Origin of the sequence: Pseudovibrio sp. M1P-2-3 (assembly GCF_031501865.1) — a bacterium.
GTDB classification, from domain to species: Bacteria; Pseudomonadota; Alphaproteobacteria; order Rhizobiales; family Stappiaceae; genus Pseudovibrio; species Pseudovibrio corallicola.
Genome location: NZ_JARRCW010000001.1, coordinates 130,232 through 148,326, shown reverse-complemented (window position 1 = coordinate 148,326; position 18,095 = coordinate 130,232). Strand labels below are relative to the sequence as shown.

Here is an 18,095-nt window from a genome sequence, read left to right as displayed (position 1 = left end):
ATCCATGAAAGACAACAACGGATGTGACAATGAACAAACAACACGACCTGCTAAAATCTGTAGGAACATATTTCGACGCGCTCTACTTTTGTGACACAAAGATGCTCGATGCAGTTTTCCATAAAACCTCCAGCCTTTTCGATGCTGATGAAGGGAGGCTGTTCGTTGAACCCATTGAAAGCTATATCCGCGATGTTGGCTCCCGTACTTCCCCCGCGAGCAAAGGGCAAGAACGGGAGGATGAGGTCCTTCTGATAGATTGGCTTTCCCCCATCAGTGCCACTGTTAAGGTCAGATTACGGTTTCACCAAAACGTGTTTGTTGACCACCTTGGATTTGTGAAGGGGGAAGAAGGGTGGAAAATTGTCTCAAAAATCTGGCACCTTGAAAACGTTAGGGAAGAGGCTGGAAGCGCTTAATTGCTCCTTAACCATCTCTCCACCAATGAGGGGGCAAAAATCCGGCGCATCCATCCGGACTTTCCGCCCCCTCACGACACATGCTGTTATTCATAATTTCACATTTATATAACTTAATTTGAGCCCCCCCTCCTTCCACACTAGTCTTAGGAAAACTCAAGCTCCCTCAAAAAGGATAAGTGCTATGAGCCTCCCTTCTGCCCAGACTATCAAGTCGGCAACCCGTGGCATGCGTGGTGGCGGGTTTTACGACAAGAACTCTGGCCCACAATCAAACAGCATCTCCCACATACTCCCCTGGCTGGAAGAGGCGGTTGCAGACCTGCCAGACGCCGAACATGTGCGTGTTGCTGACTTCGGTTGCGCTGAGGGGCGCAACTCCTTGCGCGCTATGGGGTTTATTGTAGATAATTTGCGCCGGAAGCATTCAGGTCCCGTTTCAATTGTAGAAAGCGATGTGCCAAGCAATGACTACACGGCAATTTTGAATGCAATTGCGCATAGGTCAGCCCCTCCCTTCACAGACCCCCATGTATTTGGAGGTGTTGTCAGCGGCTCGATGTATGACCAACTGCTCCCGCCAGCTTCAACTCATTTGGCCATGTCCTTCAATGCAATTGCCTATATGTCTCGCCGCCCAGCCGAGAGAATAAAGGACCACATAATCCCTGGCGGAATTCCCTCACCTTCCGGAAAAGGTAAGGTTACAGCCAAGGAGTTCGAAATCTGTGCCAAGCAGGCCCGTTTGGATTTGGAACAATTCTTTGAGGCCCGGGCCTTCGAGCTCGTTAAAGGGGGCAAATTATTGGTGCAGTGCTTTGCAAGAAGTACCAAGTTTGGAGAATACCCTGCCCCGACAAATACTTTAAACGAAGCACTGATCGAACTGGTGGAAGCGGGGAAAATACCGCGAGATACCTATGAAAAGTTCTATCGAGCCTCTTATCTTAGAGATCAGGCTGAACTTTTGGCCCCAGTTACAACGGGAGGGAAGTTCTCACATCTGTTTCATGTGGACCGTTTTGAAACATATAATGTAGATGTACCAGCAGTCGTTCAGTTTAAAAGGGATAACAATACATCTGAATATGCGCACCAGCTGGCCAATTTCGTGCGAGCTTATACGGAAAGTGACCTGTACGATGCCTTGGCAACTACGGATCATTCTACTCAGCTTGTGGAAGACGTCTACATGCGAATTGAAGAGATTATCTACCAATCACCAAAGCACTACGAATTCCAATTTCACTGCCACGCAATACTTCTGACATACTTGGGTGATCAAGGCAGATAGCCCAAAACGACAGGATCTGAAAACACCCATAAAGGCTCTTCATCTACCATTATATTTTAACTTGAGAACCATAGACTTTTAGACTGAACATTGGAGAAACCCACGATCGGGAAGAGCAAAGATGAGCAACGAAGCGGCTAATTCCCCCATTAAGGCAACAACAGCTGGAATGGTTGGTCAACAATTCTACGATAAAAACTCCACGCCACAATGGAATACAATTGCCCACGTTCTTCCATGGTTAGGGGAGGCAGTCAAAGAGCTGCCTTCGGAAACACAGTTCCGCCTTGTTGACATTGGCTGCTCTGAGGGTGGTAATTCCATGCGGATGCTGGATCATGTTGTCAAAGCTTTGCGCGAAAACCACTCCGGCCCCATTTCCATTGTTGAAAGCGACCTACCAAGCAACGATTACTCCAAAATTTTAGAGGCTATGGGGTATAGGTCCACACCTCCATTTACCGACCCTTTAGTTTTTGGCGGGATCGTCAGCGGCTCCATGTATGACCAGCTCTTGCCAGCTCATTCCGCGCACTTGATTACAACTTTTAATGCAATAGGTTTTCTTTCTCATCGCCCTGTTGAGCGAATTAAAAACCACATTGTGTGCGCGAAAAAACGCCCCACCTTGAATGTAGAAAATGCGAATGAAGAGCATTTTGGTACATTTCTGCAGTGCGCTCACAATGATCTGGAGCTGTTTCTTCAGGCACGCGCGCATGAGCTGGTGAGTGGCGGCAAACTTCTTGTTCAGGTCTTTGGGAAAGACGATAGGATCAAGAACGCGCTAACAATATTCGAAGCCCCAAATGACGCCCTGATAGAACTGGTGGAAAAAGGAGAGATCTCCCGGGACATCTATGAGAGATACTACCACCCAGTGACGTTCAGAACACTGGATCAGTTGCTGGCCCCTGTTACAGCTGGAACCGGCAAGTTCGCTTCAGCCTTTAAAATAGAACGAACGGAATCCTATGAGGTGCAGCTCCCGTTTGTGGAGCAGTTCAAGAAGGATGGAAATGTGGAGCAATACGCCCACCAAATGACAAACTTCTTCCGGGCGTTCATGGAAGCCGTTCTCAAAGAGGCACTGGAAGAAACCGGGAGGGCAGAAGAGCTTGTTGAGGCCGTGTTTAAACGATCGGAAGAACTTATTGTCCAGTACCCTGATCGCTACCAGTTCCATTACGTGAGCGTCGCAATGTTGCTGACTTATACAGGAGAGTAAGCCATACACGGCCTACTCCTCCCTTGAAGAGTCAATACTCGTAAACTGGTGTAGTTATGACAGTGTATCTCCCTGATAGAGATACGCGCAGGCAATGAGTTAAAGCGGTGAAGTGTTTCCATTAAAACGAGGGGCCGCTTAGTTCAACTCAAGGCATTTGCTGATAACATCCTTTGAGGTCTTATAGCTCCGAAATCCCATGGCCTCATAATAGCCAAGCCCTTCCAGATTACTGGCGCCTATTGTGGCATCAATTTTCTGTAGCCCTGCATTTCTTGCAGCTTCAATAGTGGCCGAAAACAATAGCTTTCCAACACCCTGTCGCCCTGCCTTGGGGTTTACATGGGTTCCAATCATCCCCCAGCCCGGCGTGACATCATAAGGGTTGTTCTCACTAGCCATTTTCAGAATTTGCAGCCCCAGAAGAGAACCATCGATATCTTCAACAACCGTGCACTGAATTTTGTCTGTATGCAAAATATAATGGGAGCGAACATATTCTTCATCACTTGGAAGCCTCCGTTTTCCAAGTGCAGTAAGCTCAACTAAGAAAACACTTATTTCTGCTGCATCTGCCTCAACGGCTTTTCTAGCTCTCATATATATTCCTATGTCTGCAATTTGCTCATGGATACGATCAGTTATCAGAGGGATCGTAAGCGTTCCGCCTGACGCTCCTAATAAAATTTTAGTCAAAGTCTCCAGACTGCGACCTAATACCACGTACTAATCACTAGAACACTCCAGATATAGTTGTGCAATATCGACTCACTACTTTTAATGGAGATTAAAGTGAAATGGATGATGGGCCTGATGGCCGCAACTGCACTCATGGCACCAATTGCTCAAGCAAGTGCAGCAGACTTATATGACACGAAGGAAAAGACTGCCGCAGAGACCTTTGCCGCACCAAGCCCTTGGCAAATTCGTGTGCGCGCTCTGGGTGTGATTACAGAAGATGACGGCTCCATTGACGCAATTCCCGGTTCAGACCTTTCCTATTCAGATACGGTGATTCCTGAGCTGGATATCACTTACTTCTTTAATGAGAATATTGCTGCTGAACTCATTTTGGGAACAACCAAAGCAAAAGTTTACGGTAAAGGTGAAGCGTCACACGTTGGGCAAGTTGGCGATACTTGGGTTCTACCTCCTACTTTGACCCTTCAATACCACTTCACAAACTTTGGTAGTTTCAAACCGTACATCGGTGCCGGCGTAAACTACACCATCTTCTACAATCAAGATGGAGAGAATGTAGATAAACTTGATATTGAAGATACATTTGGCTTAGCTCTACAAGCTGGTTTCGACTACATGTTTGATGAGCATTGGGGCATAAACCTTGATGTGAAGAAGATCTTCCTTGAACCCGATTTTGAGGTAAAAGCTGGCAATGACACATTAACAGGCGAGGCTGATCTCAATCCATGGCTGATTGGTGCCGGTATCACCTACCGCTTCTGATGGCGCCTCGTAAATCCCGTTTCTCTTAAACGGATTTACGTCCAAAACTGTTCGAATGACAGGTACTAAAGGCGGAACCTGTTAGCCCATACTTTGGGTCCCGCCTCTCCATATATTATCGTTTCGGTTTATTAAACGCAGCTGCAAGAGCAGCAGCCATGGCATTGTTGGTTCCTGTCCCGCCTTGTTTAGGGGCTGGTTTACCGCCCTTTCCTTTTGGTGCACTCCCTTTAGGCCCATTACCACGCCCGCCGCGCTGGTTGCTTTGAGACTGGCGTTCCCTCACCTGCTCACGCGCTTCGCCGCTGTCCTTTTTCATGGTCAGGCCAATGCGCTTGCGGGATACATCCACTTCCACAACGCGCACTTTGACGATGTCCCCTGCCTTCACAATCTTGTGCGGGTCGTCAACAAACCTGTCAGCCAGCTGGGACACATGCACCAAGCCATCCTGATGGACGCCAATATCTACAAAGGCCCCAAAATTGGTGACGTTTGTAACGGTCCCTTCCAGCAACATTCCAGATTTCAGGTCACTGATTTTTTCAACACCCTCTTGGAAACTGGCGGTTTTGAATTCTGGACGCGGATCGCGGCCCGGTTTTTCCAGTTCTGCGAAGATATCCTTTACAGTGGGAAGTCCGAAACGCTCATCGGTAAACTCTTTCGGGTCCAAAGTACCCAGTGCGTTTGAGCCCATAATCTCACGCAGATCACGGCCACAGGCCTTGATGATTTTCTTGGCAAGCGGATAGGCTTCCGGATGAACGGAGGACGAATCCAGCGGGTTATCTCCATCGCTGATACGCAAGAAACCTGCGCATTGTTCGAACGCTTTAGGGCCAAGGCGTGGCACTTTGAGCAAGGCGCGGCGGTTCTTGAAGGCCCCGGCAGTGTCGCGGTGCTCCACAATAGCGCTGGCCAAACTTTGAGACAGGCCGGAGATATGCGCCAGAAGCGGCGCGGATGCTGTGTTAAGGTCCACGCCAACAGCATTCACCGCATCTTCCACCACACCCTCCAGCGAGCGGGCCAGCCTGGTCTGGTTCACATCATGCTGATATTGCCCCACCCCAATGGATTTGGGTTCGATCTTCACCAGTTCCGCCAATGGGTCTTGCAGGCGGCGGGCGATGGAGGCGGCTCCACGCAGCGATACATCCACATCCGGCATTTCCTTGGCAGCAAGGGCCGAAGCGGAATAAACAGAGGCGCCTGCCTCGTTCACCATCACTTTAGTGGGGCGTTTGTCCGCTGGAATTTCCTTAAGAACGTCGGCGGCAAGCTTGTCTGTCTCGCGGCTGGCTGTGCCGTTACCAATGGCGATCAGGCTTACATTGTGCTTGGCGATCAGCGCCTTGATGGTAGCCATGGAACCGACCACATCCATTTTTGGCTGGTACGGATAGATGGTTGCTGTGTCCACCAGCTTACCTGTGGCATCCACCACCGCAACTTTAACGCCGGTGCGAATACCCGGATCAAGGCCCAGCGTAGCACGTGGACCGGCTGGGGCGGCTAACAGAAGGTCCTTCAAATTGCGGGCAAACACATTGATGGCTTCTTCCTCGGCTTTCATCCGAAGGTCCCCCATCAAGTCCACTTCCAAGTGCAGCGCTATCTTTGCCTTCCATGCAAAACGAACAACTTCGCCAAGCCATTTGTCTGCGGGGCGGCCTCTGTCTGCTATCCCCGCCGAATTGGCGATCATCTGCTCTACGGGTTTGACTGGCGAGGGATCGTCCTCATCCACCACAAGATCAAGGGACAAAATCCCCTCATTACGTCCGCGCAGCAGCGCAAGTGCGCGGTGACTCGGGATTTTCTGCCACTTTTCTCCGAACTCGAAATAATCGGAAAACTTGGCCCCCTCCTCTTCCTTGCCTTTGACAACGGAGGCTTTCACCTGTCCGTTGCGAGAAAGGTAATTACGCAGCTTACCAACCAGCTGGGCATCCTCAGAAAAACGCTCCATAAGAATTTGTCGGGCACCGTCCAGAACAGCTTTCACATCAGCAAACTTCTTTTCTGCGTCAATGAAACTGGCCGCTTCCTTTTCCGGATTCCTTGTCGGATCACTCAGCAACAGGTCAGAAAGAGGTTCCAAGCCTGCTTCACGGGCTATCTGAGCTTTAGTCCTGCGTTTCTTGCGGTATGGCAGGTACAGGTCTTCCAGCGTGGACTTGCTTTCTGCAGTAAATATCTGTTTTGCAAGATCCGCCGTCATCTTGCCCTGCTCTTCAATTGACTTGGAGATGGCGGTGCGCCGGTCTTCCATCTCGCGGCGATAAATCAACCGTTCTTCCAAAGTGCGCAGCTGGGTATCATCCAGCCCCCCTGTCACCTCTTTGCGGTAACGGGCGATGAACGGCACGGTGGAGCCTTCATCCAGCAGCCCAACGGCAGCACTCACCTGCTCAGCCCTACACCCGATCTCTCCGGCAATAGCGCGGGAAATTCGCGTGGCAACCTCAGGAGATACTTTGGAGGATTTGGAAGAACTAGCGGAAGCGCTGGCAACGTCAGTCATGGAAACTCGCAGGGGTTCACTTGAAATAAAATTCGGCGGTGGACAAACCACCTAACCCGACAGATTGAAACTACGCTGCCCATTGCGGCAGCAAAAGGACCAAAAGACAACTTCACACAAGAGTTGTACTCTCAAAAGCCACCCTTTTAAATACAAAGAGCCCATCAGCATCCTCATCAATCAACTGCCATCCATAGTTCCTATAGAAAACACTGAGGCTTGGCGCTGCACAAAGGTAGATGCTGCTGAAGCCTCGAGCGTGACCATGGTCAACTACCGCCTCCAGCAACTGTTTGGCAAAACCGCGACCTCGAAACCGGGGCTCAACTACAAGAGAAGCGACCTGCGGCACCAGTTCGGGGCAGCGGCTCACATCTTCCTCAATTAAAGACACAAACCCGATAAACTGATCATCTTCCAATGCAACGAATGTGGTGGGTAGGCTGTCAGGTGCCAGATGTCTTTTCTTGTCTGCAAGCAGCGCCTCATGGGTTTTGCCGGATTCCTGCCAGTGAGACACCCATTCACTCCACGCACACTGTGCCACGGCGTGAACCAGTTCAGGCTTTTCACAGAGGTTAAAGACCCGAATAGACATCTCTCTCCCTTAATAGTGCAAGGCTACCGCACCACCGTAATCTGCTCGGCTGCGCGAGTTACAGCGGTATAGAGCCAGCGTTGTTTATGTTCGCGGAAAGCCCAGCTTTCATCAAACAGAACCACATTATCCCACTGGGAGCCCTGTGATTTGTGAACGGTGAGTGCATAGCCAAAGTCGAACTCATCCGCACGTCGGCGGATGGCATAGGGGAGCTGGTCACCGCCATCTTCAAACATGGCGGGCAGGACTTTTACTGCGACGCTGGTTTTAGTGTCGTCTTCTGAGGCCACATCAAAGCGGATTGTGTTGCCCCGAGGCGGGCGAAGACGTTTCACGGTCCAGAGACCGCCATTCAAGAGCCCCTTGGTTTTGTCATTTCGCAGACAAACCAGTTTATCCCCAACCGCAGGCATTTGGGTAGTGAACTCCATGAGTTCCCGAATGCGGCCATTGTACTGGCGGCGGGTCTTGTTGGTACCAACCAGCACCTGATCGGAGGCCAGAATCTGTTCCTTGTCGATCTGGCGTTTATTGATGACCCTGCTCTCACCATACTCGCCCAGTTCCAGCTCTCCGCCATCGCGAATAGTCATGGACATGCGTACAATGGGGTTATCTTGTGCCTGACGGTGAACTTCTGTCAGCATTACATCAGGTTCTGCCTCTGTAAAAAATCCGCCGCCCTTTACCGGCGGCAACTGGGCAGGATCACCCAACACCAGCACCTTTTTACCAAAGGAAAGCAGGTCGCGCCCAAGGTCTTCATCCACCATGGAACATTCATCAATGATGATCAGATCAACCTTTGCAGCCGGACTATCGCGGTTAATTGCAAACTGCGGGCCAGCCTCTTCCTCGTCCTCTTCATTTTTGTTGGCACGAGGGCGGTAAATGAGAGAGTGGATTGTGGAAGCATCGGCGCAGCCCTTCTGGCGCAAGACATGGGCAGCTTTGCCGGTAAACGCTCCGAACGCCACATCCCCGTCAATCCCCTCGGCAAGATGTCGCGCCAGCGTTGTTTTGCCCGTACCGGCAAAGCCGAACAGGCGAAACACCTGCTTGCCACCTTTTTTGCGCAGCCAATCTGCTGTCTCAGTTAGGGCCTGATCCTGTTGCGGCGACCAATCCATTCGTCAATCCTTGGGCTTCTTGGAATCTCGGGCTACCTTCTTAACCCATGAAGCTTTCCCCGTCCCAATATTTTTAAAAGAGGTTCACAAAGCAAGAAGCATTTTTGCCATTTAGGTTACGTCAATTTCAGCCGCATCCTTTAGCCTGCCCCACAAAGACACTTAGTCCGGGGCGAGCACCGATGCCAATTCATATGATTCCTCCTTTGATTAACAGGGATATTTATTCCGCATTCAGGGCGCGCAAAGGCCTTTCCAAAAAAGAGCTTCCCTTAGGGTCTCTCTCTGGAGCTCAAGCCTACCAATATGTGCGCGACGAGTTGTTTCTTGATGGCAACGCACGGCAGAATTTGGCGACCTTCTGCACCACATGGGTGGAGCCTGAAGTGGAAAAGCTCATGGTGGACAGCATCGACAAGAACATGATCGACAAGGACGAATATCCACAAACAGCGGAAATCGAAGCGCGTTGCGTCCACATGATTGCACATCTTTGGCACTCGCCCGATGCAGAGACCACCGTTGGCTGTTCGACAACAGGCTCCAGTGAAGCTGCCATGCTGGGCGGGCTTGCCTTGAAATGGAAATGGCGCGCAAAACGTGAAGCAGAAGGAAAGCCTGCGGACAAGCCAAATATTGTTTGTGGCCCTGTTCAGGTATGCTGGCACAAATTCGCCCGCTATTTCGACGTGGAGCTAAGGCAGGTTCCACTGGAAGATGGCTACCTTCACATGCAACCCAAGCAGCTCAAAGACTACATAGATGAAAACACCATTGCCGTTGTGCCAACCCTGGGTGTGACCTATACGGGCGTTTATGAGCCGGTCGCCGATATATGCCATGAGCTTGATCATTTACATAAGACCACCGGCCTTGATATTCCTGTTCATGTGGATGCAGCATCCGGTGGATTTATTGCGCCATTCCTACACCAGAAAGTGAACTGGGACTTCCGGCTGGCTCGCGTGTGTTCAATCAACGCCTCCGGACACAAATTCGGCCTTGCTCCACTTGGTGTTGGATGGATTATCTGGCGCACTCAAGATGACTTGCCCGAAGACCTGATCTTCCATGTGGATTATCTGGGCGGGAATATGCCCACGTTTGCACTTAACTTCTCCCGTCCGGGTGGTGAAGTGATCGTGCAATACTACAACTTCATTCGGCTTGGCCTTCGCGGATATACAGACGTTCAACAAGCATGCGCTGAAGTAGCCCAGCATATTGCTGACCGGCTGGCCCAGCTTGATGATCTGGAAATCCTCTATAATGGCAACGGGGCGCTCCCGTGCGTTTGCTATAAACTCAAACAGCCGGATAAGAAGAAGTTTACGCTCTACGATTTGTCGGAGCGTGTCCGTATTCGCGGGTGGCAGATCGCGTCCTATCCCCTGCCCGCCAACTCCGAGGATGTGGTAGTTCAGAGAATCATGGTCCGACATGGAGTGAGCCATGACTTGGCAGACCTCTTGATGGATGATATTGAAAAGGGACTTGAGTACCTTGAACGGCACCCCGTAAAACACTCGGAGGCAGGCCCTAGTTTTTCCCATGGGTAGTGGAAAAACACTCGTGCCATCATGATGGGCAGAAAGTCGCACTACGTAAATTAACGGATGCGTGCTTTCGGCTGAATCAGTGATACTCCCTAGGTAAAACCAGTCATCTTTTGGCAGGAGGCATGGCATGAAACCCCTAAGAACAAATATGCTCTATCGTGGTGCTGATAATCTCTTGAAAACACTTGCAATTACCACTGGTTTCGCTGGAACACTCTACCTCCTCTTTTACGTGTGCCAGTTTGTAATCAGGTAGCTTGCTCATAGATTGACAGGAAGCTGTGCATCTGGTTTGCTGTAGTGTAATAATATAACATTACAAACCGGATACTCTGAATGTCTACTGTGAAAACCAGTTTCGCAAGTTTTGCCACTGCCCTGTTGATGACAGCATCGGCCAGTGCCGATGTTGATGTGGTCGCCTCCATCAAGCCTGTTCACTCTCTCGTTTCGGCAGTGATGGAAGGGGCAGGCGCACCAAAGCTTCTTATAAGCGGATTGGCTTCCCCCCATGACTTTGCCCTCAAACCCTCTCAGGCGTCTCAGCTCCAGAATGCAAAGCTGGTCTTCTGGATTGGTCCAACCCTTGAAACATCTTTAGTAAAGCCGATTTCAGTATTGGCAACCCACGCAACCTCCGTTGAACTCATCAACTCACCCGGACTTATCGAGCACAAGTTCAGACATGGCGGGCTTTTCGAAGCAAATAGCGAGGTTGAGGATGCCTTGAGCGTAGTGGACGATCATGCCGGTCATGACCACGATGACATTAACCCCCACATATGGCTGGACCCACGCAACGCAATTGCCATGACGGCACAAATCGAAACAAGCCTTGCCAAAGCTGATCCGGACAACGCAGGCCTTTATAAAAACAACAGTGAAAAGCTACGCAAACAGTTACATGCTCTGGATATCTCATTGGCAAAAGAGTTGAAGCCAGTGGAGGGAAAACCCTATTTTGTCTTTCATGATGCCTATGAATATTTCGAGGACCGCTATCATGTTCCTGCATTGGGATCTTTAACTTTTAACCCTGAAATCCAACCCGGAGCCCGCCGCCTAGATGAAATTCAGGATAAAATTAATCAAGCCGGTGTCGTCTGTCTCTTTTCCGAGATCCAGTTCAAATCCAACTATGTAAAACTGTTGCTTGAGGGTACAAAAGCCAAAACTGCCGTTCTTGACCCACTTGGTTCTGAACTCAAGCCCGGTCCCAACCTCTATCCGGAGATGATGCAGGACATCGCCCGCGAAATGGTCGAATGTTTGGAAGAGCCAAAAGCTTGAGCATCAAATAGCATTTTGCGAGCATACAAGGAAACCTTTGCGGGGCACCCCGCAAAGATCCGATGGTTTCGCTTTTATTTTTGATTTTAGCCCTATCTAATTAAGGGCACTGCAAAACACCCGTTGCCCCGAACTTATCAACTCAAGCAGTGAGACGTTTTATTGAAACATCTCACTTGCTTTTACCTATTGTTTAACCGCGTATCTTTACCCGAAAACCAATATCCACTTTTCGGCGATACGCTCTAAGGTCAATGCGGTTAGGCAAAGGTTTGTAGTTTCTACTTGAAGTGCGACAGCGGGACTTTTGATGCTGTTTGGCGCACTGGCGATCTTACAGGCGGGAAAAGGGATAGAGGAGGCAAATATTCACAACATCGGGGATGCTTTGTGGTGGGCTTTTGTAATGGTTACGACCGTTGGCTATGGTGACTTTTACCCTGTTAGCCTGATTGACCGCCTCATCTCCATTTTTCTCATGATTACAGGTGTTGGCCTATTTGCAATGTTCACTGCCGAAGTGGTCAAACGGTTCTTTTTTACGGATCAACCAGACACAACTGCTCAAGACTATGAAGCACTCCAGCAAGAGCTGACAGAAATAAACCGTGAGCTAGTTATTTTGAGTAAAAGGCTCACTTGATAAGCACAGCTTTTACAACCTTAAAACAAAAAAAGCCCCGCCAGAAGCGGGGCTTTATAATTTTTAAAAGTAAGCCGGATTAAGCAGCTTTTTTGTCAGCAGCAAAGCGAGTGTAGAATTTCTCGCCTTTTTCAGCCATATCGCGCAGGAGAGCAGGTGCTTCAAAGTGTGCACCGTTTTCCTTGGACAGTTCGTCACAAATCGCAACAGCTTTCTTGGCGCCGATGATATCAAGCCAGCTGAATGGACCACCGGACCAAGGCATGAAGCCCCAACCAAGGATGGAACCAACGTCACCTTCACGGATGTCCATAAGAACACCAGCTTCAAGGGCACGAACAGCTTCCAGAACCTGTGCCATGATCAGACGGTTCTGAACACGCTCAAGAGTAGGTTGCTCGTCAGCATGCTTCCAGTTTTCGGAAAGACCGGACCACAGACCCTGACGTTTGCCTTTTTCATCGTAATCATAGAAGCCAGCGCTTGATTTACGACCAAGACGGCCCTCATCAAACAACTTCAAGCTCACACCATCTGCAAGGCTTGGCACGTATGCATCGCCCATAGCAGCCTGAGTGGCCTTCATGATCTTAACACCCAGTTCAATGGATGTTTCATCAACCAGCTGAAGCGGGCCAAGTGGCATACCCAGCTGTTTTGCAGCGTTCTCGATGAGAGCAGGGTTTACACCCTCTGCAACCATGTTGATGCCTTCGTTGATGTAAGGAATGATACAACGGTTGGCATAGAAGTAACGCTCGTCGTTAACAACGATCGGTGTCTTCTTGATTTGGCGTACAAAGTCCATCGCTTTTGCAACAGCTTCATCACCTGAGTTCTTGCCCTTGATGATTTCAACAAGGTTCATTTTATGAACTGGTGAGAAGAAGTGAATACCGATGAAGCGCTCATCATTGCGGCTTGCTTTCGCAAGTTCAGTGATTGGCAGAGTTGAGGTGTTGGTAGCAAAAATTGCATCCGCACCAATTTGAGCTTCAGCCTGTTCTGTCACACCGGCTTTAACGCCAACGTCTTCGAACACAGCTTCAACAATCAGATCACAGCCCTTCAGCGCGTCATAAGAAGTTGTGGCGTTGATACGGCCCAGAACTTCTTCTTTCTTCGCTTCTGTAACTTTCTTGCGCTTGATACCGCCATCAAGAATACCAGCTGCGTGGGCTTTACCACGGTCAGCAGCTTCCTGTTTGCTGTCGATCAGAACAACATCAATACCAGCGTTCGCAGCAACATACGCAATGCCTGCACCCATCATGCCAGCGCCAAGAACACCAAGTTTCTTAACGGACAAGTCAGGAACACCAGCTGGACGTACAGCACCTTTTTCCAGTGCATCTTTGTTCAAGTACAAGGACTTGATCATTGCAGAGGAAGACGGGTTCATCAGAACACTGGTGAACCAGCGTGCTTCAATGCGAAGACCAGCGTCGATCGGCACCTGAGCAGATTCATAAAGAACGGAAGTCGCAGCTTTTGCAGCAGGGTAAACACCAGCTGTTTTGCTGTGAACCATCGCGGACATTCCAACATAGGTCATGTAACCTTGTGGAACGTACGGTGCGCCGCCTGGAATCTTGAAGCCTTTGGCATCCCATGGCTTGACGATGTCTTTGTCTGTAGCGTTCTTAACCCACTCTTTTGCAGCGGACAGAAGCTCATCAGCCGGAACAACTTCGTCGATCACGCCCATAGCCTTCGCCTTTTTCGGGGAAAGCATTTTCCCTTCAAGGATGAGGCCGGAAGCAACCATGGCGCCCAGTTTCAGGCCAAGGCGAACTGTACCGCCACCGCCTGGGAAGAGACCCACGAGGATTTCAGGAAGACCGATCTTAGCTTTTTCGTTGTCAGCAGCAAAAATGCGGTGACATGCCAAAGGAAGCTCGAGACCAAGACCAAGACCAGTACCAGGCATTGCACAAGCGATTGGCTTGCCGCCTTTATTGGTCTTAGGATCCATGCCAGCCCGCTCGATTTTGCGGAATAGCTTGTGGAATTGCATAACGCCTTCGTAAACACCCTCAGCAGGGTTATCACTCGCATTTTTGCCCATTCCAGAAAGGACGTTCAGGTCCATACCTGCAGCAAAGTCTTTTTTGCCGGAAGTGATGACAGCACCCTTGATCGCATCGTCAGAGATGACGCGGTCAATGAATGTGTCCAGTTCGGCTAGGCCCTGCTCGGAGCCCACATTCATGGACTTACCTTCTACATCCCACGAGATGGTGGCGATGCCGTCAGCGTCAAGATCAAAATGAAAATCAGCCATTGTCTTCGCCTCCCCTTATACGCGCTCGATGATTGTAGCGGCGCCCATACCAGCTGCCACACACAATGTAGCAAGAGCTGTACTCTTACCGCTGCGCTCCAGCTCTTCCAGAGCTGTACCGATGATCATTGCACCAGTTGCACCCAGTGGGTGACCAAGAGCAATCGCGCCGCCGTTTACGTTTACCTTGGAATGGTCCACATCAAACGCCTGCATGAAGCGCAGCACAACAGCTGCAAATGCTTCGTTTACTTCGAACAGGTCAATGTCGTTGATAGACATGCCGGCTTCGCGCAGGATTTTCTCGGTTACAGGCACAGGACCTGTCAGGTTCATGCATGGGTCAGAGCCGATTTTCGCAGTTGCGCGAATGCGGGCACGAGCCGTAAGGCCATGCTTTTCACCAAACTCTTTAGAACCAACCAGAAGTGCAGCCGCACCGTCCACGATACCGGAAGAGTTACCAGCATGGTGTACGTGGTTGATCTTCTCAAGGTGAGGGTATTTCAGCAGAGCAACGTTATCGAAGCCCGGCATGGTTTCACCCATTTCGCGGAAAGCTGGCTTCAGCTTTTCCATTGCAGCCATGTCTGTGCCCGGACGCATGTACTCGTCACGATCCAGAATAGTCAGGCCGTTCTGATCTTTGATCGGAACAATGGATTTGGCAAAGCGCTTTTCTTCCCATGCAACAGCTGCACGGCGCTGACTTTCAACTGCGTAACGGTCGCAATCTTCACGAGAAAAACCGTATTCAGTCGCAATGATATCAGCAGAAACACCCTGAGGTACGAAGTAGGACTTCATGACCAGATATGGGTCAACTGCCATTGCGCCGCCGTCTGATCCCATAGGAACGCGGCCCATCATTTCCACACCGCCGGTAACATACGCGTCACCTGCGCCGGCACGAACCTGGTTTGCACCTAGGTTTGTAGCTTCCATGCCAGAGGCACAGAACCGGTTGATGGACAGGCCTGGAACCTGTTCATCGTAATCAGAATAGAGGACGGAGGCACGGGCTAGACATGCGCCCTGCTCGCCAACCTGGGTCACGTTACCCCAGATAACATCCTCGATCTCTTTTGTGGTGAGGTTGTTACGCTCTTTAAGAGCGTTCAGAACGTCAGCAGAAAGCCGAACGGAAGTCAGCTCATGCAAGCTTCCGTCTTTACGGCCTTTGCCCCGCGGAGAGCGGATCGCGTCATAAATATATGCTTCGGTCATTTTCATCCTCTAAGCAGGAATGTTCGGAGCAAGACAGGCCATAAGCGCAACACACAAGTATCAGTCCAGTCTACGAAATATCGCAACGAGAGCCATGCTTGTTATTTTTGCTACTCTCTGGCTTTCTCCTCGCGTGCCTTCCTCCCAACAAGAAAACACATTTCACAGATAAGTATGATCCCAACGGACGTTAAGGGCAACTAAGACTAAGAGATCAGAAATTGCACAATAAGTTGCACTTATTCGCGATTTTTTACCACCATGACCGAAAGATATGCATTTTCAAGAAAGCCCTCACTCGAACACCTAGAAATTGGTGAAATATTAGGCAATTTATAATGATGAATGAAGCAAATGGGGAGAGCCTTAGATACTCTATTCAAAAGCGCAGAAAGTATGTTCCCTGTTTTTGAGAAATTCTCACTGCAAAACCCTTACTGACGAACCTCTAGGCTAACGATTCAGCGACCTTAGGGCTTTTTTGTACCGCGCATCATTTCCCGTTTGTGGCCAAACCCCTTAATACGCTCAACGTCAAAGCCCGCGGATTCTAAGTTTCTCCTGACCCAACCAGCGGCGGTATATGTCGCAAAGCTTCCACCCTCCTTGGTTTTTGAATAAAGACTGTTCAGTAACTCCTGCCCCCACAAGGCTTTATTGAGTGCGGGGTTGAAACCATCCAAATACCAAGCATCCACGTTCCCTTGAAGTTCGGGAAGAAGTACATTCGCATCTCCAACCCCCAAGAGGAGGGTAGCCCCATCCAGTTCCCACGTGTTCCACCCTTGTTTCGGACTCCAAACACTTTTTAGCTCTCTCCAAAGAGCGCTTAATTCCGGCCATTGTCTAAGCGCCTTTTCCATTTGATCAGCATTCATTGGATAAAGCTCGAATGAAATGAAAGTCAGTTTGGGGCGTCTGGAATGCTCAACGGCCCTTAACTGCCGGAGGGTTTCAAGAAAATTGAGAGAAGTGCCAAACCCAAGCTCTCCTATTGTGAAATGTTCGCAGTCAATAGCCCGTTCCGGCAGGCCGTTCCCCTTCAAAAAAACATAGGAGGTTTCATCGCGCCCTCCACTTTTGGAATAATAAGTGTCATTAAACTGCGGCGAAAACGGAACATCCCCTTCGCGCCATTCCAATTCGGGGTGGTCTGACATATGTGTTGCTTCAACTCCAATTAACGTTCAGGCGCTTATAGCGACTTCAGGGATCAAATAAAATGAAGGCATATGATCTGGTAATTATTGGCGGTGGAATTTTTGGCTTATCCATTGCAAAAGCTGCTATTGACCAAGGCTTGAGTGTTGCAATCCTAGATAAAAACAAGCTGGCATCTGGTGCTAGTAATGGGCTCGTTGGGGTTTTAATGCCGCATATTCCAGCTCGCTGGAATACCAAGAAGCAATTCCAGTTTGACGCCCTTTCAGAGCTTGCTGAGAGCATTGAGGAACTGGAAAGCTCAACAGGTGTGAGCACAGGTTACAGCCGCTGTGGGCGCATTATACCAATATATACGCAAGCGAAACTAGATCATGCATTAGAACGGTCTCAAGAAGCAAAAACTCGTTGGAAGACTTCCACTACCGGGTTTGACTTCAAGGTGTTGACCGCTCCACTTTTTGATCACTGGTTATCACCCAGTGTTACCCCATTGGGCTACTCCCACGATACACTGGCGGCACGAGCCATTCCACGGCAAGTTTGCGCGGCTTTACGGGCGTATATCACCTCTCGCGTGGATATCTTTGAGCACTCTGAGTTCCAAGAATTTGACGAGGGGACCGGGGAGGTTTCAATAAAAGATGGTACTTCTATACGCGCAGACAAAGTCGCAATTACAGCAGGATTTGAAGGGTATAAAATCATTGAGCGTTTGAGTGGTCAATCGGTCGGAACAGGCGTAAAAGGCCAATCGCTCCTATTGAAAAAAACATTTAGTGAAGAGCTACCGGTAATTTATGATGATGGAATCTATATAGTTCCGCATACCAATGGAACAGTTGCCATTGGATCGACCTCTGAAAATAAATGGGAAACTCTGGATCCAATATCCGCTGATGTACAGGAAATGCACAGGAAGGCGCTCGCCCTTTGCCCCAGCCTGCAAGGTGCCCCGATTTTGAGCTCATGGGCTGGGGCTCGCCCAAAATGTTTCAAACGGGATCCGCTAATCGGACTGATTCCAGATTTCAGTAAAACATTTGTCGCTACAGGTGGTTTCAAAATTTCCTATGGCATTGCCCACCGCGTTGCGAAAGCCCTTTTACAGACCATGTATCCTGAAATCGGGCAGAATATTGAAATTCCGCCAAGTTTCAAAACAGACTTCCACTTTTCCCGAGATTGACCGCTTTGCTTGCAGAAAATAACATGAAGCCGGACTGACAGACTCGGGTTTCTCTTGAAGAGATCGACCATCG

16 protein-coding genes are annotated in these 18,095 nt (G+C 49.7%); 9 read left to right on the top strand and 7 right to left on the bottom strand.

Annotated elements, in window-relative coordinates:
* Positions 1-29 precede the first annotated feature (29 nt).
* The 3 genes from P6574_RS00655 (at position 30) to P6574_RS00645 (ending at position 2,941) form a co-directional block, all read left to right on the top strand.
* Positions 30-419, top strand: coding sequence for a nuclear transport factor 2 family protein (locus P6574_RS00655; RefSeq protein WP_310618480.1), 390 nt, complete (start codon positions 30-32; stop codon positions 417-419).
* 184 nt (positions 420-603) lie between these two features.
* Positions 604-1,713: a class I SAM-dependent methyltransferase gene (locus tag P6574_RS00650; protein ID WP_310618479.1), complete on the top strand. Its 1,110-nt coding sequence runs from the start codon at positions 604-606 to the stop codon at positions 1,711-1,713.
* Between the two features lie 121 nt (positions 1,714-1,834).
* Positions 1,835-2,941 carry a class I SAM-dependent methyltransferase gene (locus P6574_RS00645; protein WP_310618478.1) on the top strand — a complete coding sequence of 369 codons (1,107 nt, stop codon included), beginning with the start codon at positions 1,835-1,837 and terminating at the stop codon, positions 2,939-2,941.
* A gap of 138 nt (positions 2,942-3,079) precedes the next feature.
* Here P6574_RS00645 and P6574_RS00640 read toward each other — a convergent pair whose 3' ends face one another.
* Entirely contained in the window at positions 3,080-3,541 is a 462-nt protein-coding gene (locus P6574_RS00640) for a GNAT family N-acetyltransferase (protein ID WP_310618477.1), read from the bottom strand.
* Positions 3,542-3,742: 201 nt separating this feature from the next.
* Here P6574_RS00640 and P6574_RS00635 point away from each other — a divergent pair, with 201 nt between their 5' ends.
* Positions 3,743-4,408 carry an OmpW/AlkL family protein gene (locus tag P6574_RS00635; protein ID WP_310622074.1) on the top strand — a complete coding sequence of 222 codons (666 nt, stop codon included), beginning with the start codon at positions 3,743-3,745 and terminating at the stop codon, positions 4,406-4,408.
* A gap of 115 nt (positions 4,409-4,523) precedes the next feature.
* Here P6574_RS00635 and P6574_RS00630 read toward each other — a convergent pair whose 3' ends face one another.
* The 3 genes from P6574_RS00630 to P6574_RS00620 form a co-directional block, all read right to left on the bottom strand.
* Entirely contained in the window at positions 4,524-6,938 is a 2,415-nt protein-coding gene (locus tag P6574_RS00630; protein WP_310618476.1) for a Tex family protein, read from the bottom strand.
* A 112-nt stretch (positions 6,939-7,050) separates the two neighbouring features.
* Entirely contained in the window at positions 7,051-7,536 is a 486-nt protein-coding gene (locus tag P6574_RS00625) for a GNAT family N-acetyltransferase (protein WP_310618475.1), read from the bottom strand.
* Between the two features lie 23 nt (positions 7,537-7,559).
* On the bottom strand, positions 7,560-8,669 hold the full coding sequence (locus P6574_RS00620) for an ATP-dependent DNA helicase (RefSeq protein ID WP_310618474.1): 1,110 nt from the start codon (positions 8,667-8,669) through the stop codon (positions 7,560-7,562).
* Between the two features lie 182 nt (positions 8,670-8,851).
* Between P6574_RS00620 and P6574_RS00615 the strand changes: the two genes are divergently transcribed.
* The 4 genes from P6574_RS00615 to P6574_RS00600 all read left to right on the top strand — a co-directional run bounded on the left by P6574_RS00615 (position 8,852) and on the right by P6574_RS00600 (position 12,161).
* The gene (locus P6574_RS00615) at positions 8,852-10,228 is read left to right on the top strand and encodes a glutamate decarboxylase (RefSeq protein ID WP_310618473.1); all 1,377 of its coding nucleotides are present in this window, start codon (positions 8,852-8,854) and stop codon (positions 10,226-10,228) included.
* Between the two features lie 127 nt (positions 10,229-10,355).
* Positions 10,356-10,484: a hypothetical protein gene (locus P6574_RS00610; RefSeq protein ID WP_310618472.1), complete on the top strand. Its 129-nt coding sequence runs from the start codon at positions 10,356-10,358 to the stop codon at positions 10,482-10,484.
* An 80-nt stretch (positions 10,485-10,564) separates the two neighbouring features.
* Positions 10,565-11,518: a zinc ABC transporter substrate-binding protein gene (locus P6574_RS00605; RefSeq protein WP_310618471.1), complete on the top strand. Its 954-nt coding sequence runs from the start codon at positions 10,565-10,567 to the stop codon at positions 11,516-11,518.
* A gap of 310 nt (positions 11,519-11,828) precedes the next feature.
* Positions 11,829-12,161 carry a potassium channel family protein gene (locus tag P6574_RS00600; protein ID WP_310618470.1) on the top strand — a complete coding sequence of 111 codons (333 nt, stop codon included), beginning with the start codon at positions 11,829-11,831 and terminating at the stop codon, positions 12,159-12,161.
* 79 nt (positions 12,162-12,240) lie between these two features.
* Here P6574_RS00600 and P6574_RS00595 read toward each other — a convergent pair whose 3' ends face one another.
* From P6574_RS00595 to mnmD, 3 genes are all read right to left on the bottom strand, one after another.
* The gene (locus P6574_RS00595; protein ID WP_310618469.1) at positions 12,241-14,445 is read right to left on the bottom strand and encodes an FAD-dependent oxidoreductase; all 2,205 of its coding nucleotides are present in this window, start codon (positions 14,443-14,445) and stop codon (positions 12,241-12,243) included.
* Between the two features lie 15 nt (positions 14,446-14,460).
* The gene (locus P6574_RS00590) at positions 14,461-15,672 is read right to left on the bottom strand and encodes an acetyl-CoA C-acetyltransferase (RefSeq protein ID WP_310618468.1); all 1,212 of its coding nucleotides are present in this window, start codon (positions 15,670-15,672) and stop codon (positions 14,461-14,463) included.
* 470 nt (positions 15,673-16,142) lie between these two features.
* Positions 16,143-16,832 carry a tRNA (5-methylaminomethyl-2-thiouridine)(34)-methyltransferase MnmD gene (gene mnmD, locus P6574_RS00585; protein ID WP_310618467.1) on the bottom strand — a complete coding sequence of 230 codons (690 nt, stop codon included), beginning with the start codon at positions 16,830-16,832 and terminating at the stop codon, positions 16,143-16,145.
* Positions 16,833-16,894: 62 nt separating this feature from the next.
* Between mnmD and P6574_RS00580 the strand changes: the two genes are divergently transcribed.
* Positions 16,895-18,022: an NAD(P)/FAD-dependent oxidoreductase gene (locus P6574_RS00580; protein ID WP_310618466.1), complete on the top strand. Its 1,128-nt coding sequence runs from the start codon at positions 16,895-16,897 to the stop codon at positions 18,020-18,022.
* Positions 18,023-18,095 lie beyond the last annotated feature (73 nt).